Origin of the sequence: Paraburkholderia sp. RL17-380-BIE-A, assembly GCF_046028085.1 — a bacterium.
Lineage (GTDB): Bacteria > Pseudomonadota > Gammaproteobacteria > Burkholderiales > Burkholderiaceae > Paraburkholderia.
Window position 1 is genome coordinate 111668 of record NZ_JARESQ010000020.1, and the last position, 24772, is coordinate 136439.

General features: G+C 62.8%; 24 protein-coding genes. 10 read left to right on the plus strand and 14 right to left on the minus strand.

Annotation, left to right across the window (positions count from 1 at the left end):
- Positions 1 to 695 precede the first annotated feature (695 nt).
- Entirely contained in the window at positions 696 to 1820 is a 1125-nt protein-coding gene (locus P0D68_RS28700) for a methyltransferase (protein WP_408301921.1), read from the plus strand.
- 36 nt (positions 1821 to 1856) lie between these two features.
- Here the strand turns inward: P0D68_RS28700 and P0D68_RS28705 are convergent, their stop codons facing one another.
- Entirely contained in the window at positions 1857 to 3140 is a 1284-nt protein-coding gene (locus P0D68_RS28705; RefSeq protein ID WP_408301923.1) for a TIGR03862 family flavoprotein, read from the minus strand.
- 377 nt (positions 3141 to 3517) lie between these two features.
- On the opposite strand from P0D68_RS28705, the gene P0D68_RS28710 reads away from it, so the two are divergent.
- The gene (locus P0D68_RS28710; RefSeq protein ID WP_091798627.1) at positions 3518 to 3727 is read left to right on the plus strand and encodes a DUF1059 domain-containing protein; all 210 of its coding nucleotides are present in this window, start codon (positions 3518 to 3520) and stop codon (positions 3725 to 3727) included.
- A gap of 89 nt (positions 3728 to 3816) precedes the next feature.
- Here P0D68_RS28710 and P0D68_RS28715 read toward each other — a convergent pair whose 3' ends face one another.
- Positions 3817 to 4137 (minus strand): type II toxin-antitoxin system HicA family toxin, encoded by a 321-nt coding sequence (locus P0D68_RS28715; RefSeq protein WP_091798629.1) that lies wholly within the window; start codon positions 4135 to 4137, stop codon positions 3817 to 3819.
- A 384-nt stretch (positions 4138 to 4521) separates the two neighbouring features.
- Here P0D68_RS28715 and P0D68_RS28720 point away from each other — a divergent pair, with 384 nt between their 5' ends.
- Entirely contained in the window at positions 4522 to 5364 is an 843-nt protein-coding gene (locus P0D68_RS28720; RefSeq protein WP_408185662.1) for a class I SAM-dependent methyltransferase, read from the plus strand.
- Between the two features lie 37 nt (positions 5365 to 5401).
- Here the strand turns inward: P0D68_RS28720 and P0D68_RS28725 are convergent, their stop codons facing one another.
- Positions 5402 to 5956 (minus strand): DUF1415 domain-containing protein, encoded by a 555-nt coding sequence (locus tag P0D68_RS28725; RefSeq protein ID WP_408301926.1) that lies wholly within the window; start codon positions 5954 to 5956, stop codon positions 5402 to 5404.
- Positions 5957 to 6062: 106 nt separating this feature from the next.
- A complete protein-coding gene (locus tag P0D68_RS28730; protein WP_408185664.1) occupies positions 6063 to 6713 on the minus strand; it encodes a TetR/AcrR family transcriptional regulator in 651 nt (216 codons plus the stop codon).
- A gap of 155 nt (positions 6714 to 6868) precedes the next feature.
- On the opposite strand from P0D68_RS28730, the gene P0D68_RS28735 reads away from it, so the two are divergent.
- Positions 6869 to 8152 (plus strand): MFS transporter, encoded by a 1284-nt coding sequence (locus tag P0D68_RS28735; RefSeq protein ID WP_408301928.1) that lies wholly within the window; start codon positions 6869 to 6871, stop codon positions 8150 to 8152.
- Positions 8153 to 8340: 188 nt separating this feature from the next.
- A complete protein-coding gene (locus P0D68_RS28740) occupies positions 8341 to 8934 on the plus strand; it encodes a nitroreductase family protein (RefSeq protein ID WP_408185666.1) in 594 nt (197 codons plus the stop codon).
- A 55-nt stretch (positions 8935 to 8989) separates the two neighbouring features.
- On the opposite strand, the gene P0D68_RS28745 is transcribed toward P0D68_RS28740, so the two are convergent.
- The gene (locus tag P0D68_RS28745) at positions 8990 to 10465 is read right to left on the minus strand and encodes an MFS transporter (RefSeq protein WP_408301930.1); all 1476 of its coding nucleotides are present in this window, start codon (positions 10463 to 10465) and stop codon (positions 8990 to 8992) included.
- A gap of 188 nt (positions 10466 to 10653) precedes the next feature.
- On the opposite strand from P0D68_RS28745, the gene P0D68_RS28750 reads away from it, so the two are divergent.
- Positions 10654 to 11904: an Hsp70 family protein gene (locus tag P0D68_RS28750; RefSeq protein WP_408301932.1), complete on the plus strand. Its 1251-nt coding sequence runs from the start codon at positions 10654 to 10656 to the stop codon at positions 11902 to 11904.
- A gap of 112 nt (positions 11905 to 12016) precedes the next feature.
- On the opposite strand, the gene P0D68_RS28755 is transcribed toward P0D68_RS28750, so the two are convergent.
- On the minus strand, positions 12017 to 12220 hold the full coding sequence (locus tag P0D68_RS28755) for a cold-shock protein (RefSeq protein WP_007180251.1): 204 nt from the start codon (positions 12218 to 12220) through the stop codon (positions 12017 to 12019).
- A gap of 481 nt (positions 12221 to 12701) precedes the next feature.
- Here P0D68_RS28755 and P0D68_RS28760 point away from each other — a divergent pair, with 481 nt between their 5' ends.
- Positions 12702 to 14297 (plus strand): APC family permease, encoded by a 1596-nt coding sequence (locus P0D68_RS28760; RefSeq protein ID WP_408301934.1) that lies wholly within the window; start codon positions 12702 to 12704, stop codon positions 14295 to 14297.
- 129 nt (positions 14298 to 14426) lie between these two features.
- Here P0D68_RS28760 and P0D68_RS28765 read toward each other — a convergent pair whose 3' ends face one another.
- From P0D68_RS28765 to P0D68_RS28795, 7 genes are all read right to left on the minus strand, one after another.
- Entirely contained in the window at positions 14427 to 15212 is a 786-nt protein-coding gene (locus tag P0D68_RS28765) for a DODA-type extradiol aromatic ring-opening family dioxygenase (protein ID WP_408185669.1), read from the minus strand.
- Between the two features lie 152 nt (positions 15213 to 15364).
- Positions 15365 to 15964: a UbiX family flavin prenyltransferase gene (locus P0D68_RS28770; protein WP_091798655.1), complete on the minus strand. Its 600-nt coding sequence runs from the start codon at positions 15962 to 15964 to the stop codon at positions 15365 to 15367.
- Between the two features lie 44 nt (positions 15965 to 16008).
- Positions 16009 to 16320, minus strand: a complete 312-nt coding sequence (gene grxD, locus P0D68_RS28775) for a Grx4 family monothiol glutaredoxin (protein WP_007180255.1) — start codon at positions 16318 to 16320, stop codon at positions 16009 to 16011.
- Positions 16321 to 16438: 118 nt separating this feature from the next.
- On the minus strand, positions 16439 to 17308 hold the full coding sequence (prmC, locus tag P0D68_RS28780; RefSeq protein ID WP_408301937.1) for a peptide chain release factor N(5)-glutamine methyltransferase: 870 nt from the start codon (positions 17306 to 17308) through the stop codon (positions 16439 to 16441).
- 7 nt (positions 17309 to 17315) lie between these two features.
- Entirely contained in the window at positions 17316 to 18398 is a 1083-nt protein-coding gene (gene prfA / locus P0D68_RS28785) for a peptide chain release factor 1 (protein ID WP_091798661.1), read from the minus strand.
- Positions 18399 to 18522: 124 nt separating this feature from the next.
- Positions 18523 to 19809 (minus strand): glutamyl-tRNA reductase, encoded by a 1287-nt coding sequence (hemA, locus tag P0D68_RS28790; protein ID WP_091798664.1) that lies wholly within the window; start codon positions 19807 to 19809, stop codon positions 18523 to 18525.
- Between the two features lie 63 nt (positions 19810 to 19872).
- Entirely contained in the window at positions 19873 to 20583 is a 711-nt protein-coding gene (locus tag P0D68_RS28795) for a response regulator transcription factor (protein WP_408301940.1), read from the minus strand.
- 204 nt (positions 20584 to 20787) lie between these two features.
- Between P0D68_RS28795 and P0D68_RS28800 the strand changes: the two genes are divergently transcribed.
- Genes P0D68_RS28800 through P0D68_RS28810 form a run of 3 tightly spaced genes read left to right on the plus strand, consistent with a single transcriptional unit; the run spans position 20788 to position 23530 of the window.
- A complete protein-coding gene (locus P0D68_RS28800) occupies positions 20788 to 21042 on the plus strand; it encodes a hypothetical protein (RefSeq protein ID WP_091798670.1) in 255 nt (84 codons plus the stop codon).
- A 19-nt stretch (positions 21043 to 21061) separates the two neighbouring features.
- Positions 21062 to 22876, plus strand: a complete 1815-nt coding sequence (locus tag P0D68_RS28805) for an aminopeptidase P family protein (protein ID WP_091798674.1) — start codon at positions 21062 to 21064, stop codon at positions 22874 to 22876.
- A 30-nt stretch (positions 22877 to 22906) separates the two neighbouring features.
- Positions 22907 to 23530 (plus strand): HAD family hydrolase, encoded by a 624-nt coding sequence (locus P0D68_RS28810; RefSeq protein WP_408301942.1) that lies wholly within the window; start codon positions 22907 to 22909, stop codon positions 23528 to 23530.
- A 97-nt stretch (positions 23531 to 23627) separates the two neighbouring features.
- Here P0D68_RS28810 and P0D68_RS28815 read toward each other — a convergent pair whose 3' ends face one another.
- Positions 23628 to 24749 carry a DUF748 domain-containing protein gene (locus tag P0D68_RS28815; protein ID WP_408301944.1) on the minus strand — a complete coding sequence of 374 codons (1122 nt, stop codon included), beginning with the start codon at positions 24747 to 24749 and terminating at the stop codon, positions 23628 to 23630.
- Between the last annotated feature and the right edge of the window lie 23 nt (positions 24750 to 24772).

Consider the following 24772-nt stretch of genomic DNA (forward strand, 5'->3'; position numbering starts at 1 on the left):
TGTACTAAACGGGGTTTCTGTTCATTCAGAAACCCCGTTTTTCATTTATGCGCGCGCACGCTGCGTGATTAAAAAATCACCGCGCTTAAATGCGTGTTGTCTGGAATAAGCAGATTAATGAGAAACGAGTTGCGGACGCGAATTAGCATCCGCAATCGTAGGTTTATTTTGATGAGCTGGCGACGTGGAGGGTTTTGCCCGGCGCCGCCGTGGGTCTCTCAGGTTCTTCTTGGAATAGTTGCGTTCCACTAATTGGGAAAACTATACCGGTCACATTCCTTTCTGTCCATTAACCGGCTGTAAACCCCTACAAAGAATTGCGTCTCGGGATAGACGAGTTGTCCACTTGTATAAGATTTTGCCTATTCAATTGAATAAATCGCGGAGTCGCACAGGACTGAGCCGCTCCTCGTTGATAAAGTGCGCAGAGAGAGGCGGTTCCGTGAAGCAACGGTGAGGCTCGATATCGGTCCAAAAATGCCATATCTCTTTCACCTTGTCGATGGTGGACTTTTTAGTCCATGTCGGCGCGTTTCTCCGAGGGTTTGCCGGCGAATACCGCACCGCGAACCCGAACCACCGGGGTACTATTCGGGCGTCAGTCGGCCACGCTATCAAGTTACTCCGGCGGGCAACGCCCCCGATGACGTGGTTTCTCAGCGCGTCGCTCCCGCAACACCGATCCCACCTTCACCATGACCAGCCCAGCAACCATCACCTGGCCCGAAGCCGACGGCCCCCGCGCCGCGCGTTGGCGCTCCGAAGCGGCCGTGCCGCCGCCCAAGCGCGTCATTGTCGCGGACGACCGCACCACCGCCGATTCCGCTTACCGTCTCGCTTGCGAAGGAACGGCGCTGCTGTGGAACGGCGACTTCCAGAACGCTCGCCAACTGCTCCAAGCGGTCACGCGCCGGCTCGAGCGCAAGCCTCGCAAGCAGGGCGAAACGCCGCTCGACGCGTTCAACCTGCATCGACAGGCGCAGTCGCAACGCGCGCGCACGCTCGGCATGATCCTGATCCCGCTCGACGCCGCATACGGCATTCCGCTGCGTCGCGCGCCCGATGTCCAGCAGGCCTGCATCGAAACGTATGGACCGGCCACCGGCGAGGCGTCCGTCGTATCGCTGCGCGAGTTGCTCGGCATGATCGGTGCGCACGAATGGCGCAAGAAGGGCGTCGAGATTGCCGCACTGGGCGAGCGGATCCATCCGCACTACGGGGTGTTTTCACCGGTGCGCGGCGAGTATGTGGATCTCGTCGCGCGCACGCCGCTGCCTTCGCTGAACAAGGCGTTCGATATAGGCACGGGTACGGGCGTATTGTCCGCGCTGCTCGCCAAACGCGGCGTGAAGAAAATCATCGCCACCGATCAGGATCCCCGCGCGCTCGCTTGCGCGAATGAGAACCTGACGCGTCTCGGCTACGACCAGCAGGTCGAGGTCGTGCGAGCGGATCTGTTTCCGGAAGGCCGTGCTCCGCTCGTGGTGTGCAACCCGCCGTGGCTGCCGGCAAGGCCCGCTTCTCCGATCGAATATGCGATCTACGATCCGGAAAGCCGTATGCTGCTCGGTTTCCTGAATGGGCTCGCGGAGCATGTGTCGCCGGGCGGGGAAGGCTGGCTGATCATGTCGGACTTCGCGGAGCATCTCGGCTTGCGCACGCGCGACTGGCTGCTCGCCGCCATCGACAAGGCGGGGTTGACGGTGATCGGGCGCGAGGACATTCGTCCGCGGCACCCCAAGTCGACCGATGAAACCGACGCGCTGCACACCGCGCGCATGGCTGAAGTCACTTCGCTGTGGCGTCTCAAGCCGCGATAAGCGGCGCAATGCGCTGCCACGCAGCAAGGCGGCGCGTCACGTCGATGCGCCGCTCGCCTTGAGTTTGCCGAGGTATGCCGCCGCGCCACGCCCTGCCGCGAGGCCGCTGGCAAAGCAGGCAGTGAGGAGATAGCCGCCCGTGGGCGCTTCCCAGTCGAGCATTTCGCCTGCGCAGAATGCGCCCGGCAGTCGCTCGATCATCAGGTGCTCGTCGAGCGCCTCGAAGGGAATTCCGCCGGCGGTGCTGATTGCCTCCGCGATCGGCCTTGCACGGGTGAGGCGCACCGGCAGCGCCTTGATGGCGTGCGCAAGGCCGTTCGCGTCGGCAAAGGCCTCTTTCGACAAAATCTCATGCAACAGAGCCAGTTTGACTCCGCCGATTCCGATCCGGCCATGCAGATGACTCGACATCGAGCGTGAGCCGCGCGGCCGCGTGACTTCGGCGACGACTCGCTCCAAAGGCAGGCCCGGCGCCAGGTCCAGCGCGATTGTCGCGGAACCGTCGGCGAGAATTCGGTCGCGGATCACCGCCGACAAGGCATAAATCAGACTCCCTTCGAGGCCGGTTTCGGTCAGAAGTATTTCACCTTGTCGATTGTGGACTTTATTGTCTGCGCTCGTCAGTGCGATGGCTACCGGCTTCACCGGTTGGCCTGCAAAACGCTCGCGCAGGTAGGGGCTCCAGTCGGCGTCGAAGCCGCAATTCGCCGGCAGCAAGGGCGTCACCGGTACCTCGCGCGAGGCCATCAACGGCACCCAGGCGGCGTCCGAACCCAGACGCGGCCAGCTTGCGCCGCCAAGCGCGAACACTACGGCGTCGACGGTTACAGTTTGCTCACCGTTGGGCGTGGCAAATCGAAGTGTATGCGTGGCAGCGTCCCCGCCCGCTTCGGTGTCCCAGCCAGTCCACTTGTGGCGCATGTGAAAGCCCACGCCCGCTTCGCGCATTCGATGCAGCCACGCACGCAGCATGGGCGCGGCTTTCATGTCGGTCGGAAAAACGCGGCCCGAACTGCCTACGAAGGTTTCCACGCCCAGCCCGTGCAACCACACACGCAAAGCGTCGGGATCGAAGGCGTTCACGAGCGATGCGAGTTGCTCGCGGCGGGCCCCGTAGCGCCCGAGGAACGGCTCGAGCGGTTCCGAATGGGTGATATTCATGCCGCCTTTGCCCGCCATCAGGAATTTGCGGCCGACTGACGGCATGGCGTCATAGACGTCGACCCGCACGCCTGGCCGGGCGAGCGCCTCGGCGGCCATCAAGCCGGCGGGGCCGCCGCCAATCACGGCGACGCGGGCGGAATCGAATGAGGATGACATGCGGACCTGCGGATGAGCGGAAGAGGCGGCGCGCCGGCCGGACCAGATGAGCGGGCGGTGCGAAGGGCGCTATTTTTACACCGCGGCCAGCGCAGGGCAAACGCGAGGGCGGGCACGTGGGCTGAAAAAGGCTCGGTTCAGGCGGTCCCGCGTTCGGCTGGATTGCGTCTGCGGCTTCGTTGTCGGCTGGCGCGACCTATAATTTTCAGACACCTTCCATCGGACGCCGTGCGCGTCTTTCCCGCGTCAAACCCAGCTCCTGTCTTCTTGCCATTCGACGCGCCTCTGCTGTCTGTGACGCCGCGTCACGGAAGGCTCTGTGCTTCGCGCGTCTGCTGCCTGCGTGGATATCTGAACGTCTGACCAAGGAGACTGCCATGTCCCGCAAATACATTGATTGTCGCGAATTCCCGAGCGAAATGAACTGCACGGTTGCCCTATCTGCCGACACCGAGAGCGAATTGCTCGACGCCGCAGTCCAGCATGCGGTCTCTGTGCACAAACACACGGATTCGCCGGAGTTGCGGTCGCAACTCAAGACCCTCTTTCACGACGGCACGCCACCGGTCGAAGCTCCGCGCGCGTGAGTTGCTGTCTTTCGGGAATGAGATAGGCCGTGCGACCTGCACGAGCGGCGTCTGGCCGCCCGTGCGGGTAGCGACGTATTGGGACTGTCCTAGCCAGGGTAAGCCTCGTCTACCTTCAAGCCCGCAAGCTTGAAGATGACCCGCAGCGTTTGCGGCTTGATATCGCGCCGCGAAGCGAGCGTCGTCATGACAAAGTCGAGGACCTTGGCGTACTTGAGCATGGTCAGGCAGGTTTCCATGTCAACGCTGCCGTCGCGCATGATTTCGGCGAGACGGAGCATTTCCGTGGAGATGTCACGGGCCATTTCCAGCTCGAGTTGCTGCTTCTCCGACCAGGCCGGGGTGGCGATGAGCTTCGCCAGCATTTCCTGAAACTTCTGTTCGACGTTTCCGTTGGGTACCGTATCCATTGCTGCCTCTTCTATTTTCCGAGCGCGCGTCCGGTGGAAGTCTCGGCGCGCTGCTGGTTACGTAACGTTCGGCCCGTGTTCCGGGACCGTCCTCCCCACATGCATTCGGTTCGCGTGATCAAAGTCACGGCCGCAGCCACTTGTTATAGGCGAGACGGCCGACGCCGACGGGCTCAGCCGGTACGCACGCTGCTTTTTGCGCCTATCTGGCCCCCCTGAGTAGAGCTTTTAGAGCAGGAAGTGTTCCAGATTGACACCATTTCTTGCATGATCCGCGCGGCTCTTTCGGTAAGCGGGCCGCACTTTGGGTAAACTGGCAGCAACTTTTCCCTTTTTCCGTCGCCTGTCGCACGTTCGCGCTGCAATTGATGACGGTTTCCCCCGATGTCCAGCAAAACTCACGAAATCCGTCCCAACCAATCCGTCGAATTGCTGAAGGAGCTCCATATCCTCACGCGCGACGGCAAGATGAACCAGGACAGCCGTCGCAAGCTGAAACAGGTCTATCACCTGTTCCAGTTCATCGAGCCGCTGCTCAAGGACCTCAAGGACAAACAGGGCGCCGTGTCCCTCGTCGATCACGGCGCGGGCAAGTCCTACCTAGGTTTTATCCTGTACGACCTTTTCTTCAAGGAGTTTCAGGCTCAGGCTGGTGGGGCGTCGCACATATACGGCATCGAAACGCGCGAGGAGCTGGTCGCGAAGTCGGAGGAACTGGCGAACCGGCTGGGCTTTACGGGCATGTCGTTCCTGAATCTTTCGGTGGCGGAGTCGATCACGTCGGATCGCTTGCCGGCCCAGATCGACATCGTGACGGCGCTGCACGCCTGCAATACGGCGACCGACGACGCGCTGCGCTTCGCTCTGGAGAAGAAAGCCAAATACATCGTGGTCGTGCCGTGCTGTCAGGCCGAGGTGGCGGGTGTGCTGCGGCAGAACAAGGGCAAATCGCTGGGGAACGCCTTGACGGAAATCTGGCGGCATCCATTGCATACGCGGGAGTTTGGAAGCCAGATTACGAATGTGCTGCGGTGTTTGCAGCTCGAAGCGCATGGCTATCAGGTCAGCGTGACCGAGCTGGTGGGATGGGAGCATTCGATGAAAAACGAACTCATCATCGCCCAGTACAAGGACTTGCCGAGGCGGCGGCCGGCCGAGCGCCTCAATGAGGTAATGGCGACGCTCGGAATCGAGGAGCTGAAAGAGCGGTTCTTTGTATCGGCCTGACGAGGCGGCCTTTCCTCGCAGCGAGGCGCTGGGTGAATTACGGCTTCATCAACGCGTTCCAGCCGGCAAGGCCGATTCGCCGAAGCGTTTCCTGATTTCGCTCGTAAATCTCTTCCGCATCGGGAAACGCCTGAACCGCGCGCTCGATGCTGTCCTCGCGCAGCAAGTGCAGAATCGGGTAGGGCGCCCGGTTCGTGTAGTTTTCGATATCGTCAGGCTGGCTGTCTTCGAACTGATATTGAGGATGAAAGCTGGCGATCTGAACGATGCCTTCGAGCCGAAGCTGCTTGAGCATGCGGTCGGCGAAAAACAGGCAGTCGTTGTAGTCGAGAAAGTCGCCGAGTGCGTGGGGCACGATCAACAGTGTCGTATCCACCGCGTCCGCATCGGCCGCCATCAACGTCTGAAGCTCGGTTTCGAGATCGGTCAGCACGCCTTCCATGTCCGCGGCATGGCTGACTACGTAGCGAATCTGGCCCTTCACATGCACGGCCTTGGCAAACGGACACAGGTTGAGGCCGATCACCGCCTCGGTCAGCCAGTGACGAGTGGCGGCAACGACAGCATCATCGGATTCGGCGGACAAAGACATGGCAGGTGGCGGCGGGGGAAATAAACGCCATTCTAACGGCGCGCCTCGAAACCGATTCGAGGCTCACGCAACCCCCTCGCGCAAACAGCACCGCCAAGCAGGAATCTCAAGCGCCCGAGGGCACCGCCGTCGTGCCGCATGCGGCGGCGATCAACTGCGCAGCGACTTTAGGCGCGGCCAGAATGGGCCCGCATCCCGGGCCGTAGGTCTGGCTCGCCGCGTACACGCCTTCGATCATTAAACCGAGCGCATTGGCCAGCGCTTCGGGATCGTCGGCGCCCGCCGCCGTGGTTAGTTCCGTGAGGCGCGCCATCAACCGCGCCTTGTTGCGGAACACGAACTGTCGCGCCGGATGTGCCGCGTCCGGAAACTCGACCGACACGTTCACGAAGGGACAGCCGCGATAGCCGTCGATCGACGCGCGCCCCGCGAGATCGTCGAAATATTGCTGAAGCTGTTTGGCCGGCTCGCCCGGATGCTTCGCGAAGCTCCTCTCCACATAACCGAAGAACTGCTCGTCCTTGCGCTCCAGATAAGCCATGATCAGTTCGTCCTTCGACGAAAACTGGCGGTACAAGCTCATCTTGTTCACGCCGGCGCGTTCGACAACCGCGTCGACGCCGACGGCTCGCACGCCCTCGCGATAGAACAACTCGTCCGCGGCACGAAGCAGATGCTGCTGCGCCTGCGGCCCGGCCGTCTGTGCGCCGCGCGCACGCCGTGCACCGGCAGGCTTGTGAGTTTCGTTGTCGGACATGGATGGCCACCTGAATGAACTTGACGCCTTGACATGTTACCGACCAGTAACTAATATCGCAACACTCATTGTGACTGATCTGTCACAAGTCCTTTACCGAAGTCGTAAGAATATGAGCGGCGTGGCCTGCGAGGTCGGCGTCGATTGGAGAACCGATGAATTGGGCAGCGAAACTGATTGGCGGACGTTTCCACTACGGCTGGTTGACCGTCGCAGTGGTGTTTCTGGTGCTGCTGGCGGCAGCGGGCACGCGTGCCACGCCGAGCGTGATGATGGTGCCGCTCGAGCATCAATTTGGCTGGAGCCGCGCAACGATCTCGTTGGCAATTTCGGTGAATATCGCGCTGTACGGTCTCATGGGGCCATTCGCGGCCGCGGCGATGCAGCGTTTCGGGGTGCGTCCCACGCTGCTGGCCGCGCTCGGCACGATGGCGGCGGGCGTGGCGCTCTCGTCGCTGATGACGCACCCATGGCAAATGGTGCTGATCTGGGGCGTGATGGTCGGCGGCTCGACGGGCGTCGCGGCGCTGTCGTTGTCGGCGACGGTAGTGACGCGCTGGTTCACGACGCGGCGTGGCCTCGTCATGGGCATTCTCACGGCCAGTTCAGCGACCGGACAACTGGTGTTCCTGCCGATGCTCGCGGCCATTGCGGAGCATCAAGGCTGGCGGCAAGTGGTGTGGGTCGTCGCCATCGCTGCCGCGATCGTGATTCCGCTGGTGGCGTTTCTCTTGCCCGAACGTCCGGCCGATATGAAGTTGCGCCCGTACGGCGAGCCGCACGATACGCCGATCAACAGCACCGTCACGAAACAGAATCCGCTGGCGATCGCCTTCGGCACGCTCGCGATGGCGAGCAAAACCCGCGACTTCTGGCTGCTGTTTTTCAGCTTCTTTATCTGCGGCGCAAGCACCAATGGCTACGTCGGCACCCATCTGATCGCGATGTGCGGCGATTACGGCATGACGGAAGTGCAGGGCGCCTCGCTGCTCGCCGCGATGGGCATTTTCGATCTGTTCGGCACGACACTCTCTGGCTGGTTGTCGGACCGCTTCAATAGCCGCGTGCTGCTGTTCTGGTACTACGGTTTGCGGGGTTTGTCGCTGATGTATCTGCCGCACGCGTTCGGCATCGACTTCTTCGGTTTGCCGCTGTTCGCCGTGTTCTACGGCCTCGACTGGATTGCAACCGTGCCGCCGACCGTGCGTCTGGCTACCGACGTCTACGGCAAGGAGTCGGCGCCGGTGGTGTTCGGCTGGGTCGTCGCCGGCCACCAGCTCGGTGCGGCGTTCGCAGCGCTCGGCGCGGGCATGCTGCGCGCGAGCCTCGGCACCTACACGGTGGCGTCGATGATTTCGGGCGGTTTGTGTCTCGTGGCGGCGGTGATCGTGTTGCGAATCAACCGGCCCGCCAAAGTACCGGAGCCGCAGGCGGCGTGAAGCCGATCGCCCCGAACGGAGCACGGCACAGTTGTTGGAACGACGGCCCCGCGCGGGGCCGTTTTGCTAGTGCTTCACTGCGCGTAAACAAACTGCTGGCCTGATGGAGCACGCGCGCCGAAGCCCGGTTATGCTATGTGACCCCGGGCAGTTGCCCGTCGATCATGAATTTCGACCGAGAGAAGCGCATGACCAACAAACCCGCCCCTACCGCAGTTGCCATTCACGAGCTGATTGCAGGCCGCTGGAGCCCGCGCGCCTATTCGAGCGAGCCGGTGAGCCGCGAGCATCTGCAATCCGTGCTCGAAGCGGCACGCTGGGCGCCATCTTCGTACAACGGGCAGCCGTGGCGTTTCCTCGTATTCGACCGCAGCGTCGATGAAGTCTCGTTCAAGCAGGCCTTTGCCACGCTGGTGCCGTTCAACCAGGGCTGGAATGCGCCGGCGCCGGTGCTGATCGCGGTGACTACGCACACGCTCACCAACAAGGGCGAAGTGAATCGCTGCGCGCCGTACGATGCGGGCGCCGCGGCGATGGCGCTGGTCTTGCAGGCCCATGCACTCGGACTCGCCGCGCACCAGATGAGCGGCTTCGACCCGAACGCATTCCGCACGGCATTCAAGTTGCCGACCGACGTCGACGTGATCGCCATCATCTCGCTCGGTCATTACGGCGACGTGGACAAGCTGGATCCGGTGTTGCGCGAGCGCGAGAAGTCAGTGCGTCAGCGTTTGCCGCTGGCGGAAATTGCCTACGGCGGTGGCTGGAAGAAAGCGTTCTAAGCGGTTTGAAGGTTTCGTTCGAAGCAAAAAACGCGCGGCGACGACCGCACGTTTTTTATTCCGCGCCGTCCGCGACGCTGGAGAGCGGCGTGGCCACGCTCTCCAGCGACTTGCGTTCCGCATCCACGCCCCAGATCGCCGCGATCACCGCCGCCGCGAGCATCAGCCCCGAGCCGACCAGATAGCCGGAAAACACCGCGCTGCGCTGATGCGTGTCGATGAGCCGGCCGAAGAACGCAGGCCCGGCGACGCCACCTAGCGCCGTGCCGAACGCATAGAAAACAGCGATGGCCAGCGCGCGAATTTCCAGCGGAAACGATTCGCTGACGGTCAGATATGCCGAACTCGCGGCCGCCGACGCGAAGAAGAAAATCACCATCCACGCGACGGTCTGCGTGACGACGGTGAGCAACTGCTGCTCGAACAGGTAGCCGCTCAGCGTCAGCAGGATCGCGGACATTGTGTAAGTCGCAAAGATCATCTTGCGCCGGCCGATCACGTCGAACAGCCGGCCGAGCAGCAGCGGTCCGAGGAAATTGCCCAGCGCGAAAGGCAGCAGATACCAACCAATGTGGTCGCCCGGCACCTGGTAAAAATCGGTGAGCACCAGCGCGTAAGTGAAGAAGATCGCGTTGTAGAAGAACGCCTGTGCGGTCATTAGCGACAGGCCGACCAGTGCGCGCCGTCGATGCACGTTGAAGAGCGTGTGGAACACCTCACGCAGCGGCGTATGCCCGCGAGCGCGCAAGCGCAGACGCATGAGGCTGTCGTCGCAGAGCGTGTGGCCTTCGTGGCGAAAACGCGTTTCGATCCCTTCGACAATCGCGCGTGCGTCGCGCTCGTCGCCATGCGTGAGCAGCCAGCGCGGACTCTCCGGCACCCAGATGCGCATCGGCAAAATACCCAGCGCGAGCACCGCGCCGATGAAGAAGCAGGCGCGCCAGCCCCAGTCGGCCGGTAGCAGATGCGGATCGAGCAGCACCAGCGAGCCGGCCGCGCCCAGCCCCGCGCCGATCCAGAACGTGCCGTTAATGCCCAGATCGGTCCAGCCTCGCACCCGAGCCGGTGTGAATTCCTGGATCGTCGAATTGATCGCCGTGTATTCGCCGCCAATGCCCGCGCCGGTCAGGAAACGAAACAGCAGAAAGCTGGCCAGATTCCACGACAACGCGGTCGCCGCAGTCGCCGCCAGATACAGCGCGAGCGTGATGAAAAACAGTTTGCGACGGCCGAGCCGGTCGGTCAGCCAGCCGAACCCCAACGCGCCCAGCACCGCCCCGGCGATGTAGGCGCTGCCGGCCAGGCCGACGTCGGCGTTGGTAAAGTGCAACGATGGACTAGACTTCAACGCACTCGCCACTGCGCCCGCCAGCGTCACTTCCAGCCCATCGAGCAGCCATGTGACACCGAGCGCCACCACGATCAGCGAGTGAAAGCGGCCCCATGGCAAGCGGTCGAGCCGCGAGGGCAGGTCGGTATCGACGACCGTGGCGCTTTTTTCGTGAACAGCGGCGGTGGGCGGCGCGCTCATTGCTTGAAGTCTCCTGAATTCCGAAAATTGGCGGCGTATCCTGTCCAAATGAGCAATATTCGTTCCGTCGAGCCGGGCCTCTCGGTTATCGCGGCCGTGCCGGAAACGCCAGTTGATGCTGGCTGGCCTTTCGTGATACAAAGCCGCTCCCCTTCTGTCCGCGCCAGCCGTGAGCGGCGATTCCTGCCATGAACTATTGCGCGATTGACTTCGGTACTTCCAACTCGGCCGTGGCCGTTCCTGACGGCGGCGCGCTCAGGCTCGCGCCGGTCGAGGGCGCCTACACGACGCTGCCCACCTCGGTCTTTTTCAATACCGACGAGAACACCCGCGAATTCGGGCGAGCGGCGCTCGCTGCGTACATCGACGGCTTCGACGGTCGCCTGATGCGCTCGATGAAGAGCATTCTCGGCTCGCCGCTCGCTGAGAACTCCACCGATCTGGGCGACGGTTCCGCGATCAAGTACACCGACGTGATCGCGATTTTCGTCGATCACCTCAAGCGCTCGGCCGAAAAAAGCGCCGGCGGCCCGATTAGCCGCGCCGTGCTGGGCCGCCCGGTATTTTTCGTCGACGACGATCCGCGCGCCGATCAGATGGCGCAGCGGCAACTCGAAGCCGCCGCACGCTCGGTTGGTTTGCAGGAGATTCACTTCCAGTATGAGCCGATCGCCGCGGCGTTCGACTACGAATCGCATCTGACGGAAGAAGGGCTCGTGCTGGTGGCCGACATCGGCGGCGGTACTTCGGACTTTTCGCTGGTGCGGGTCGGGCCGGAGCGCATGAAGCGCGTCGAGCGCAAGGACGACGTGCTGGCCCACCACGGCGTACACGTCGCGGGCACGGATTTCGACCGTCGCGTGGAACTGGCGACGATCCTGCGCGAACTGGGTTATCTGACGCTGGACCCGGAAGGCCGCGAGATCCCGAACCGGGTCTACTTCGACCTCGCGACCTGGCACCTGATCAACACCGTCTATGCGCCGAAGCGCGTCAGCGAACTCGCGCTGATGCGGCATCTGTTCACCGAGGTCAAGCATCACGACCGCCTGATGCGCGTCGTGGACCGCCGTTTGGGCCACGCGCTAGCGGCGCATGCGGAAGAGGCGAAGATCGGCGTGGCGGCGGGCGGGGAGACCGTGATCGATCTCGACGAAGTGGAAGACGACCTGCGACTCGCGTTCGATGAAACACAGCTCATCAAGGCCGGGCAGGAGGAAACGCGCCGCATCGTGCAAGCGGCGCGCGACACGGTGCAGGCAGCCGGCGTCACGACGCGCGAGCTCAGTGCGATTTATTTCACTGGCGGCTCGACCGGATTGGGATTTTTATCGGGTGCATTGGCGGCAGCGTTTCCGGACGCCAAAGCGGTATTCGGCGATCGTCTCGCAAGTGTCGCGACCGGACTCGGTATTCACGCACGGCGTCTGTTTGGATAACCAGAAATTATCAATCGCATTCAGCGAAGATAATCGAGGTTTGTAGTTGCAGCAGATATAAAAAAACCCCGCCGAGGCGGGGTTTTTTTGCGTCCAGAAGGAAGCGTGTTGCTTACACCGGCTTGATGTTAGCAGCTTGCTTGCCCTTCGGGCCCGTCTTCACTTCAAACGTAACCTTTTGGTTTTCTTGCAGCGTCTTGAAGCCTTCCGTGCGGATTTCCGAGAAATGCGCGAACAGATCTTCGCCACCGCCGTCCGGCGTGATGAAGCCAAAGCCCTTTGCGTCATTGAACCACTTGACGGTACCGGTTTCCATATTACTTGTTCCTAAAGATGGTAAATAAGGCCGAAGCCCAGAGGGTGCATGAAAATCAAGGAAGGGGGTAATGGGACCAACCGGAGTACCGTTGATGGGCGAACTACGAAAGACCAATTCACTCGCCGCTTGAAATCCTGCCCGAACGTTATACGGCGATTTTGAGAGAAGGTCAACAGTCTCCACATAACTTTACATACTTTCGCACAACGGGCGCAAAAGTTGCTTACAAAGCTTGCCATTCATCCGAATTTTTTGTTAGGGAGAACCCCTAATTTCGGTGCACACGTTGGGTGCAACCGTTAAACTACGCGCCGCGCGCCGGTTGCACCTGTTTGGAATGAACCGTCGCGCAGGCATGCGTGTCACCCGTCTCCAGCGCCATAAGCGATGTCAGCGGTGCGGGCATGGATCTGCTGCAAACTTGCATGGGGCCGGGGCAGGTGCGGAAGCGCCAACGCCGGCCGTCACAGGAGAAGACGTGAAAAGTTCTATACAACGGAACATCGGGCCGTTCGCGCTGATGCTGACCGGCTTGGGTTCGATCATTGGATCGGGCTGGCTGTTCGGCGCGTGGAAGGCTGCAAAAATTGCCGGGCCCGCAGCCATTTGTGCATGGGTGATCGGCGCGGTCGTGATTCTCGCGATCGCATTGACCTACGCTGAACTCGGCGCGATGTTCCCTGAATCTGGCGGCATGGTGCGTTATGCGCGCTATTCGCATGGCGCACTGGTCGGTTTCATCAGCGCATGGGCCAACTGGATCGCTATTGTTTCGGTTATTCCCATCGAAGCTGAAGCATCCATTCAATATATGAGTACGTGGCCCTATCCATGGGCGCATGCGCTATTCGTGGATGGGTCATTAACCACCAACGGGTTATTGCTGTCCGCGGCGCTCGTGATCATTTACTTCCTGCTGAATTACTGGGGCGTCAAGCTGTTCGCGCGCGCCAATTCGGCCATCACGATCTTCAAGTTCCTGATTCCCGGCGCGACGATTCTCGGTCTGATGCTGACGGGCTTCCACAAGGAAAACTTCGGCGAAGTGAGCACCTTCGCGCCGTACGGCTGGTCGGCGGTGCTGACCGCCGTGGCGACGAGCGGCATCGTGTTCGCGTTCAACGGTTTCCAGAGCCCGATCAACCTTGCCGGTGAAGCGCGCAATCCGGCGAGGAGCGTGCCGTTCGCGGTGATCGGCTCGATCCTGCTCGCACTGGTGATCTATGTGCTGCTGCAGATCGCGTATATCGGCGCGGTGAACCCGACCGACGTGGTGAAGGGCTGGAGTCACTTCAACTTCGCGTCGCCGTTCGCCGAGCTCGCGATCGCGCTGAATCTGAACTGGCTGGCAATCCTGCTCTACGTCGACGCATTCGTCAGCCCGAGCGGCACCGGCACGACCTACATGGCGACCACCAGCCGCATGATCTACGCCATGGAGCGCAACAACACGATGCCGAAGATGTTCGGCAACGTGCACCCGTTCTACGGCGTGCCGCGTCAGGCAATGTGGTTCAACCTGCTGGTGTCGTTCATTTTCCTGTTCTTCTTCCGCGGTTGGAGTTCGCTTGCGGCGGTGATTTCAGTCGCCACGGTGATCTCGTACCTGACCGGCCCGATCAGCCTGATGTCCCTGCGCCGCGCGGCCACGGACCTCGAGCGTCCTCTGCATATTCCGGGCATGAAGATCATTGCGCCGTTCGCGTTCGTTTGTGCGTCGCTGATCCTGTACTGGGCGAAGTGGCCGCTGACCGGCGAGATCATTTTGCTGATGGTCGTCGCTCTGCCGGTGTACTTTTACTTTCAGGCGAAGTCGGGCTTTGCCGGCTGGGGGCGTGATCTGAAGGCGGCATGGTGGCTGGTTGCCTATCTGCCCGTGATGGCGATTCTGTCGCTGATCGGCAGCAAGCAGTTCGGCGGTCATGACCTGATCCCTTACGGCTGGGACATGCTGGTGGTCATCGCGTTTTCGCTGGTGTTTTACTACTGGGGCGTGAATAGCGGCTATCGCTCGGAATATCTGGACGAGCGCGAGGAGCACGACGAAGTACTCGAAGGCATGGGTGCGCACTAAGGTGCCGCGCTGAGTCCGCTCGCTGGATCGAAGTCGGATGCGCTGTAAAGAACCCCCGCCTCGAGCAATTCAGGCGGGGGTTTTTGTTTGCGGCGTTCAGGTCGTGCTTAACGCAAGGCGGCCAATGGATCAGACGGTGCCGAACACGTAATTCGTCATGGCCAGCGAACGCTGATACGTTCCGAGCGACTGGATGGCCAGCGAATAATCGTCGTCCGCTGCGCCCAATGCGGCGAAGACCGGCAGCAGATGTTCGTCGGTCGGGTGCATCAGCACCGCATGCGGCGCCTGGCGGCGGTAGTCGAGCAGCGCGTCGATATCGTGCGCGGCGAGCTTTTCCTCGAACCAGCCGGTGAATTCGGCGACGCGCGGATCGGCGTCTTCGGGGCGCGCGGAGAAATCGGCGGCGCGCAGATTGTGCGTGATCTGGCCGGAGCCGATCACCATCACGCCGTCGTCTCTCAGCGAACGCAGCGCACGGCCGACGCGGAAGTGGTGCGCCGGGTCCATGTGCGGCTGGATCGACAATTGGGCGACGGGCACGTCGGCGTGCGGGAACATGAGCAGCATCGGCACCCATGCGCCGTGGTCGAGTCCGTGCGGCTGGGCGTCCGCGAGGATGCCGTTGTCGTTGAGCAGCACCGCGGCACGGCGCGCGACATCGGGCGCGCCCGGCGCCGGATACTGGATCTCGTACAACTGACGCGGAAAGCCATAGAAATCGTGAATGGTTTCCGGCGCCGTCGACGTGCTCACCACTGGCTGCGCCGTGCCCCAATGGGCCGACAGCATCAGCACCGATTCCGGACGCGGCAGTTGTGCGCCGAGTACGCCGAATTCGGCGGACGGCAACGACGGGTCGATCGGCAGCGTGGGCGCGCCGTGCGACAGGAAAAGCGAAGGCAAGCGGTTCATGGCAGCAGCGCCGCCGCTAATGTGCGGCGCAGAGATTGGGTTGCTACCAATATAGGGGTGAACTGCCGTTTGATAAACGGGTAAAAACGGAATTGATTGTGTCGCAGGCGTTGTTAATCAGCGCGTGTGCGCAGACTTATTTCGCTGGCGCGTTATTCCTGAGCGCCGCGCAGCCCAGCCCACGCGGGCGACAAGGCCGGCCCGAGCGCGAACAGATCCAGCACGCGCGCCACGGTGTGATCGACCATTTCGTCGATGGAAGCGGGTTGGTTGTAGAAGGCCGGCAAGGGCGGGAAGATCACGCCGCCCATTTCAGTGACGGCCGTCATATTGCGCAGGTGCGCCAGATTGAACGGCGTCTCGCGCACGAGCAGCACGAGGCGGCGGCGCTCTTTGAGCGTGACATCGGCGGCGCGCGTGATCAGGTTGTCCGAGAAACCGTGGGCAACGCTGGCAAGCGTCTTCATCGAGCAAGGGGCGACGACCATGCCGTCGGTGGCAAAGGAACCCGACGCGATGCTCGCGCCGACGTCGCGCACCGAATGGACGACATCCGCGAGCGGATGCACCTCTTCTTTGCTCAACTGGAGTTCGTGCTGGATGTTGAGCCAGCCCGCGCTCGAAATCAGCAGGTGGCTTTCGACGCCGCCCAGCCGGCGCAGCGTCTCGAGCAGACGGATGCCGTAGATGGCACCGGTCGCGCCAGTGATCGCGACGATCAGCCGGCGTGGCGCCGCAGCGCGTGTTTCCATGGCTCGCGGCGCCTTAGGGATAAAAGCGGGTTGACCGGGACCGCTCAGGCCGCGGCGAACAGTTGTTGCAGTTCGCCCGATTCGTACATTTCCATCATGATGTCCGAACCGCCGATGAATTCGCCCTTCACATAGAGCTGCGGAATGGTCGGCCAGTTCGAGAACTGCTTGATGCCCTGGCGGACTTCGTCGTCTTCGAGGACGTTGACGGTCTTGATTTCACCGACGCCGCACGCCTTCAGGATCTGGATGGCGCGGCCCGAAAAGCCGCACATCGGGAACTGAGCGGTGCCCTTCATGAAGAGAACGACAGCGTTGTCGTCGACGATTTGCTTGATGCGTTGTTGCGTATCCATGACTGACCTTGCGGTTCCGGTATGTGTAGGGAATAGGCTGAAATGATAGCGGATTTCGATACAGCCGGCCGAGCGCCGCGATGCCCGTTCCGCGCTTGTGGATATTAGGCGATGCGGGTCAACCGGCCAAACGCCCGCCGCTGATCCGCTCGATGCCGGCAAGATCGTGTTCCGAGCGGACTTGCGCAAAGCCCTGCGCGATCAGCAACGCGCGCACGGCTTCGGCCTGATCGTAGCCGTGCTCCATCCACAATACGCCGTTGGCCGCGAGCCGTGCGGGCGCGCCGGCGACGATCGCGCGGATTGCGCTGAGCCCGTCGGCTTCGTCGGTGAGCGCGCCGCGCGGTTCGAAGCGCAGATCGCCTTCATCCAGATGCGGATCGCCGCTTGCGATATACGGCGGATTGCTGACGATCACGTCAAAGCGCAACGTGGCGTCGAGCGAGTCGTACCAGTCGCTTTGCGTCAACACGACAGCGCCGCCGGGACGCTTCGCGTCGAGTAGGCGCGCGGCGTTGCGCGTGGCCACCGCCAGCGCCTCGGCGGAACGGTCGAGCGCCCAGACCTGCGCGTCCGGCCGCATCGAGGCGATCGCGACGGCAATCGCGCCGGTGCCGGTGCCAAGATCGAGCACGCGAGGCCGCGGGCTGTTTTCGAGCGACGCCAGCGCGGTCTCGACCAGCAATTCGGTTTCGGGGCGCGGAATCAGCACGTGCGGCGTCACTTCGAAATCCAGCCCGAAAAATTCCCGTGCGCCGACCAGTTGCGCCACCGGCTCGCCGGCTGCGCGCCGCGCTTGCAGCGCCAGATAACGTTCGACAAGTTCGGCGCCCAGCACTTCGTCGCTGCGCGTAATCAGCTGCGTGGGCCGCCAGCCGAGCACGTGCGTGAGCAGAATCCGCGCTTCGAGCGACGGCAGCGGCGAGGCGCGCAACAGCGTGGCGGGCGTGGCCGGTGCGGCGGGCGTAGCAGGTGTGGCCGATGTCATGCGCGCGTTAGTCCGCGTCGCCCAGCGAAGCCAGCAATTCGGCCTGATGCTCGCTGACGAGCGCCGCGATCAGCTCGTCGAGATCGCCGTCCATGATCGCGTCGAGGCGGTAGAGCGTCAGATTGATGCGGTGATCCGTCAGACGTCCTTGCGGGAAGTTGTACGTGCGGATCCGCTCCGAGCGGTCGCCCGAGCCGATCAGGCTCTTGCGCGTGGCGGCTTCCTTCGCCTGCTGTTCGTGCGACTGCTTGTCCTTGATACGCGCGGCCAGCACCTTCAGCGCGCGGTCCTTGTTCTTGTGCTGCGAACGATCGTCCTGACACTCCACGACGATGCCGGTCGGCAAGTGCGTGACGCGCACCGCGGAATCGGTCTTGTTGATGTGCTGCCCGCCCGCGCCGGACGCGCGAAACGTGTCGATGCGCAGGTCGGCCGGATTGATCTCGACCTCGCCGATTTCGTCCGCTTCCGGCATCACCGCGACCGTGCATGCGGAGGTGTGAATGCGGCCCTGGGTTTCGGTCGCCGGCACGCGTTGCACGCGATGGCCGCCGGACTCGAACTTCAGCTTCGAATAGGCGGCCTCGCCGGCGATCCGCACGATCACTTCCTTGTAGCCGCCCAGATCGGATTCGCTCGCCGACATCATCTCCACTTGCCAGCGGTTGCGCTCGGCAAAGCGCAGGTACATGCGCAGCAGGTCGCCCGCGAACAGCGCGGATTCATCGCCGCCCGTGCCGGCGCGGATTTCGAGAAAGATGTTGCGATCGTCGTTCGGGTCTTTCGGCAGCAGCATTTTCTGCAACTCGGCGCCGAGCTTGTCCATGCGCTCGCGGGCCGCGCGAATTTCTTCTTCCGCGAAGTCGCGCATGGACGCATCCGCCAGCAATTCCTGCGCGGTGGCCGCGTCGTTCATGGCCTGGCGCCACAGCGCGTAGTGCTCGACCACCGGCCCAAGCTCGGCGTGTTCCCGCGTGAGCTTGCGGTATTGGTCGAGATTCGAGGTGATGTCCTCTCGGCTCAACAGATCGTTCAGTTCGGCCAGCCGGGTAGTGAGCTGGTCGAGCTTGCGTTGCATGCTCGTTTTCATCGGACGGGTATCGGAGCGGGCTCCGGTAAGGACGACGACTAGGGGAATGGGCGGATGCCCTTGGGTCGGAAGCACGTCGCGGGCCACTGCGGATGGCCCGGACAGCGCGGTGCTGGCTGCGCCGCTAACGCTCCGTGGAACCGGAGTGTTTGTAGAAACCGCTCATGAGTTCGATGAGCGTGTCACGGTTTTCGCTGCTCGCGCGATTGAGCGCGTGCGTGGGCCCGTGGATCAATTTATTGGTGAGCGCTTGCGACAGCGCTTCGAGTACGGCAGCCGGATCGTCGCCGCGAGCGAGCATTTTCTGCGCGCGTTCCACTTCAGCGCGACGCAGCACGTCGGCCTGCGTGTGCATATGACGGATCACCGGCACGATGCTGCGTGCGTCCAGCCATTGCATGAAATTCTGCACGCGCGTTTCGATGATCGCTTCGGCCTGTGCGACCGCGGCTTGCCGGGAGGCATTGCCTTCGCGCACGATCGCGCCGAGGTCGTCGACGGTGTACAGAAATACGTCTTCCAGCTGGCCGACTTCGGGTTCGATATCGCGCGGAACGGCCAGATCGACCATAAAAATTGGCCGATGGCGGCGCGCTTTCACCGCCCGCTCGACCGCGCCCAAACCGATGATCGGCAAGGTGGACGCGGTGCACGACACGATGATGTCGAACTCATGCATGCGCGAGGGCAGTTCCGCTAGCGGAATGGCGCGGCCGTTGAAGCGCTCGGCGAGACGCGTGCCGCGCTCGGCCGTGCGATTCGCGACCACGAGTTCGCGCGGCTGCTGCGCGGCGAAGTGCGTGGCGCACAGCTCGATCATTTCGCCCGCGCCGATGAACAGCACGCGCTGGTTCGAGACCTTGTCGAAAATTCGCTGGGCGAGGCGCACGGCGGCGGCGGCCATGGAAACCGACTGCGCGCCGATTTCGGTGGTGCTGCGCACTTCCTTGGCCACGGCGAAGGTGCGCTGAAACAACTGGTTCAGATAGGTGCCGAGCGCGCCGGCTTCGGACGCGGTGCGCACCGCATCCTTCATTTGTCCGACGATTTGCGTTTCACCCAACACCATTGAATCCAGCCCGGACGCGACGCGGAACGCGTGGCGCACGGCTTCCGACTGCGGCAGCGCGTAGACGTGCGGCGCGAGTTGGTCGATGGGCAGGTTGTGGTATTTGGACAGCCACTGGATCGCGGCTTCTCGCGCGGCCTGGTCGTTGGTCGCGCAGTAGAGCTCGGTGCGATTGCAGGTGGACAGAATTGCCGCTTCCGGCGCGGTACTGGCCGACGGGCCGAGCCAGATGCTCTTGAAGGTGTCCAACGCAGGTTTGATCTGTTCGAGCGGAAACGCCACGCGTTCGCGCAAGGCGACAGGCGCAGTGTGGTGATTGATTCCGATCGTTAGAAGCTGCATTTGGGGGAGCTATGGTTTAGCTGAATATTATAGCGTTTCCACGATTCTTACATTGTGAGGGTGTCATTCGGCCTCGATGACGGCTTCCGGCGGGATCGCGTCGAGTTGGTAGCCGAAGCCGTACAGCGGCGTCAGGCAATAACCGTGTTCGGGGTGAAGTTGCAGTTTGCTGCGCACCCGCGACGCGTGGGTGTCGACGGTGCGCGACCTTACGTCGCGGCGGCGTGTCCAGACGTTTTCAAGAATATGCGCCCGCGACACCGGCCGGGACAGATTGCTGAAGAGCAGCAGCGCAAGGCGGAATTCCTTTGGCGTGAGCGTGACCGTCCGGTTACGGAAAGTGACAGCGAACTGCGTCGCGTCGAACGCATATTCGCCGATGATGTCGCGCCGCCGGTTGGGCGGCCGCCGCAAGCCCGCGCGGCGCAGGAGTGCGTCCACTCGCGCCAGCATCTCCGGGCCGCGGACCGGTTTGGACAGGCAGTCGTCAGCGCCTGCGTGCAGCGCGGCGACAATCTGGCTTTCGCGCGGGGCCGACATCAGCACGATCACCGGCAAGCCCGGCAGGATGACGCGGGCGCGCGGGATGACGTCTTCGGCGGAATGGTCGCCGGCCCAGCTTTCGGTGATGAGAAGGTCGAAGAATTCTTCGTTGGCGCGAGTCAGAAACGGGACGCTCGCGGTGAAGTGCTGACACAGATGGCCGCCGGCGAAAACCAGCCGGCCAACCAGTTCAGCGTGCCGCAGGTCCGGCTCGATAAGGGCGATTCGCATGACGCGCTTTCAGCGTGGCAATGACCGGGGACCAGGCTTTTCCGTAAGGCTTACAGCTTGCCTAACATCACCCCGACCCCTAAACTCAACCGCTATGCGGAAAGCGCCGTGCTGAACTTCTATAGTTAATGAGACAAAAATGCTAGCTGTATTGGCCCCTTGCGCCCATGAGACGAATCCGAAACTGCGCGAGGCCTGCTGCTAATGGGGTGGCCTGGGCTCGTGGTATTGGGGGCGGTGATTGGCCTCGCGGGCTGGTGGTTGCATCCGCTGCGGCGCGCGAGCCGAGCCCGGTGGTGGGTGGCGCTGCTGGCGGGCGTGCTGGGTGCGGCTGTCGCGCACATGGCCGGCAATGTGATTGGTCTCTTTCATGACGGTGATACGCTCGAATGGCCGGTATGCACCGCCATTGCGTTGATTGCCGTTGCCGTGACGGTCGGCTTGCTTTCCCGTCGATGAATATTTGCAGGTGACTCCGATGAATGCCCGACTTCCCGAAACTTCCTCCATTCCCGAACGGCTCGCGACTTTGCGCAACGCAATGGCGCGCGAAGGCGTTGCTGCCTACCTGGTGCCGTCCGCCGATCCGCATTTATCCGAATATCTGCCCGGGCGCTGGCAAGGCCGGCAGTGGCTGTCCGGCTTCACCGGTTCGGCCGGCACGCTGATCGTCACCGCCGACTTCGCCGGCGTCTGGACGGACAGCCGCTATTGGGAGCAGGCCAATACCCAACTGGCCGGTACCGGCGTTCAGTTGATGAAGATGACCGGCGGCCAGCAGACCGCGCCGCATTTCGAATGGCTCGCGCAGAACGTGCCGGCAGGCGGCACAGTGGGCGTGGACGGCGCCGTGCTCGGCGTGGCGGCGGCGCGTGCCTTGAACCAGGCGCTGAGCGCGCGCGGTGTGAAACTGCGCACCGACGTCGATCTGTTCGACGCGATCTGGCCGCAGCGTCCGTCGCTCCCGGCCGCCGCCGTGTTCGAGCATGCCGCGCCGCACGCGAGCGTCGCCCGTTCGGAAAAACTCGCGCAGATTCGCCGCGCAATGGCGGACAAAGGCGCGCAATGGCATTTCATCTCCACCCTCGACGACCTCGCGTGGCTGCTGAATCTGCGTGGCGCCGACGTCAGCTACAACCCGGTGTTCGTGGCGCACGCGCTGATCGGCGCGGACCACGCATCGCTCTTCGTCGCGGACGGCAAGGTGCCGCAGGCGCTGGCCGATGCGCTGGCGAAAGACAACATCAGCGTCGAGCCCTATGCCAAGGCTGCGGACGCGCTGGCCGCGCTGCCCGCCGGCAGCACGCTGCTGATCGACCCGCGCCGCATCACGTTCGGCTCGCTGCAATCGGTGCCGTCCACGGTCACGGTGGTGGAGGCCGTCAATCCGTCTACCTTCTTCAAGTCGCGCAAGACCGAGGCGGAAGCCGAGCATGTGCGCGAGACGATGGAGCAGGACGGCGCGGCGCTGGCGGAATTTTTCGCCTGGTTCGAAGGCGCGCTGGGCCGCGAAACGATCACCGAACTCACCATCGACGAACAGTTGACGGCGGCCCGGGCGCGCCGTCCGGGCTTCGTGTCGCTGAGCTTCGCGACGATCGCCGGCTTCAACGCGAACGGCGCGATGCCGCACTACCGCGCCACCGAGGAATCGCATTCGGTGATCGAGGGCAACGGCCTGCTGCTGATCGATTCCGGCGCGCAGTATCTGAGCGGCACGACCGACATCACGCGCGTGGTGCCGATCGGCACCATCAGCGAAGCGCAGCGGCGCGATTTCACGATCGTGCTCAAGGGCACCATGGCGCTTTCGCGCGCGCAGTTCCCGCGCGGCATCCGTTCGCCGATGCTCGATGCGATCGCCCGCGCGCCGATCTGGGAAGCGGGCGCCGATTACGGCCACGGCACCGGTCACGGCGTGGGCTACTTCCTGAACGTGCACGAAGGCCCGCAGGTCATTTCGCACTATGCGCCGGCCGAACCGTGGACCGCGATGGAAGAAGGCATGATCACCTCGGTCGAGCCTGGCATCTATCGTCCGGGCAAGTGGGGCGTGCGGATCGAGAACCTCGTGCTGAACGTGCCTGCCGGCCAGACCGAGTTCGGTGACTTCCTCAAGTTCGAGACCTTGACGCTGTGCCCGATCGACACACGTTGTCTCGACCTGTCGCTGCTGCGCGAGGACGAACGCGCGTGGCTGAACGCGTATCACGAGACGGTCCGCACGCGCCTGTCGCCGCATGTGTCGGGCGAGGCCAAAGCGTGGCTGGAGTTGCGCACGCAACCCATCTGATCGCCCAGGAAACCTGCTCACGGAGCGTGCATGGCCATCAAGGCAGTGGTGTTCGATTTCGGCGGCGTGCTGATCGACTGGAGCCCCGAGTACCTGTATCGGGAACTGATCCCTGACGAGACCGAGCGCCGCTGGTTTCTGACGCACGTCTGTTCGATGGACTGGGTAATCCGTCAGGACGGCGGCCAGCCGATCGTCGAGGCCACCGAGGAACTCGTCGCGAAATTTCCCGATCACGAGACGCTGATTCGCGCGTTCTACGAACGCTGGCACGAGATGGTGGCCGGCGTGCTGGACGAGGGCGTGGCGATCATGGAAAAGCTCGAAGCGGCCGAAGTTCCGCTCTTCGGGCTGACCAACTGGTCGGCGGAGACCTTTCCGTATGCGTGGGAGCATTACCCGGTGTTGCGGCGGTTTCGCGACATCGTCGTGTCGGGGCGGGTACAGCTGGTGAAGCCCGATCCGGCCATCTTCGCGGCCATGCGTGAGCGGATCGAGGCGCAATTGCCGGGCATCGAACCGGCCGAACTCGTATTTATCGACGACAATCAGAAGAACGCCGAAGCCGCAACGGCGCTCGGTTGGCACGGCGTGCATCACACCAGCGCCGGGCAAACCGAAGCGAAACTACGCCAGCTGGGGCTGCCGGTTTGAGGCGGGCGTTGTTCTAGCGGCAAGGCGGCGCGTCAGTTTTCCAGAAGCGCCGCTTCACCCCTGCCTGTGTCCGCGCGTTGCGCCCCGGCTGACTGACTTACTGGCCAAGTAGACTCTTCAACGCGTTACCCAGACCTTTCACGGTTTGTCCCGCGCCTTTCGCCACATCCTCGACGCTCACGCCTAGCGCCTTCGCAAAGCCGGTGCCAATGCGCTGCATCAGGCCTTGCTGTACCGAGAATTTCGGGTCGCGCAAATTCCCATCCAGAACGAAATGTAGCGTGATGTCGCCGTTGTGCGTCTTGAGCGCGGCGACGGCGGCTTTGGTCGGAATCGACATGAAGGTGTCGAGCGGATTGCCGCTGTCGGCGAGTTGCAGATTGTGGACCGTCAACGTTCCGGGTGCGTGCAACTGATAGTTGCGCACCGTCGATTCGACGGTCAGGTCGACCGTGCCGCTAGCCACTTGCGCCTTGGCGCCGGCCTTCTTGATCAGGTACGGATCGAGCATCACGACGTCGACGCCTCGCAGTTTGCTGGTGGTCTGTGAATCCTTGCTGGCGATCTTGATCCAGCCGCCGAACGACACGCTGCCCGTGTGTGTGGGACCTTTAATCGAACCCGTGACATTGACGCTGGTCGGCTCGGTGAGGGCGGGCAGGCGCAGATTGTCGACGGTTGCGTTGGCATTGCTGACCGTCACCTTGAACGCCGGTGGACCGACCGTCATGTCGTAGAAGTGGAAGTTGCCCTGTTCGAAACGGATGTGATCGACCTGCTTTTCGCGAGGAATGGGCACCGTCGCGCCGCTGGCGTCGATTTCGGCCTGGTTCACCGTTTGCCGCAGATTCGGCATCAGGCGAATCGCACCGTCCTTGGTGCGCAGCACGGCGATATCGAAGCCGCGCACCACCACGCTGCGGACATGCATGCGCCGCGCGATCAGATCGCGAATGTCGGGCGTGAGGGTGATTTCGTCCGCTCTGAGCGGATCGCCGGCCGGCCAGCCGGGAGGCGCTTTGAGAAGAACGTTGGTGAGACGGACGGACGTCAGGCCGACGTCGATGGTTTCGGCGCTGCCCAGTGGCCCGAGCGCCGCGATCACGCGCTCCTTGACCTCGCGTTGCGCGAACTGCAAGGCGCCGACCACGACGACGATTAGCACCAGCAGCACGCCGCCTACGGCGACGACCCAGCGCTTGCCTCTCGACATCGTCATGCTTACCTCCTCGTCACCGCGTT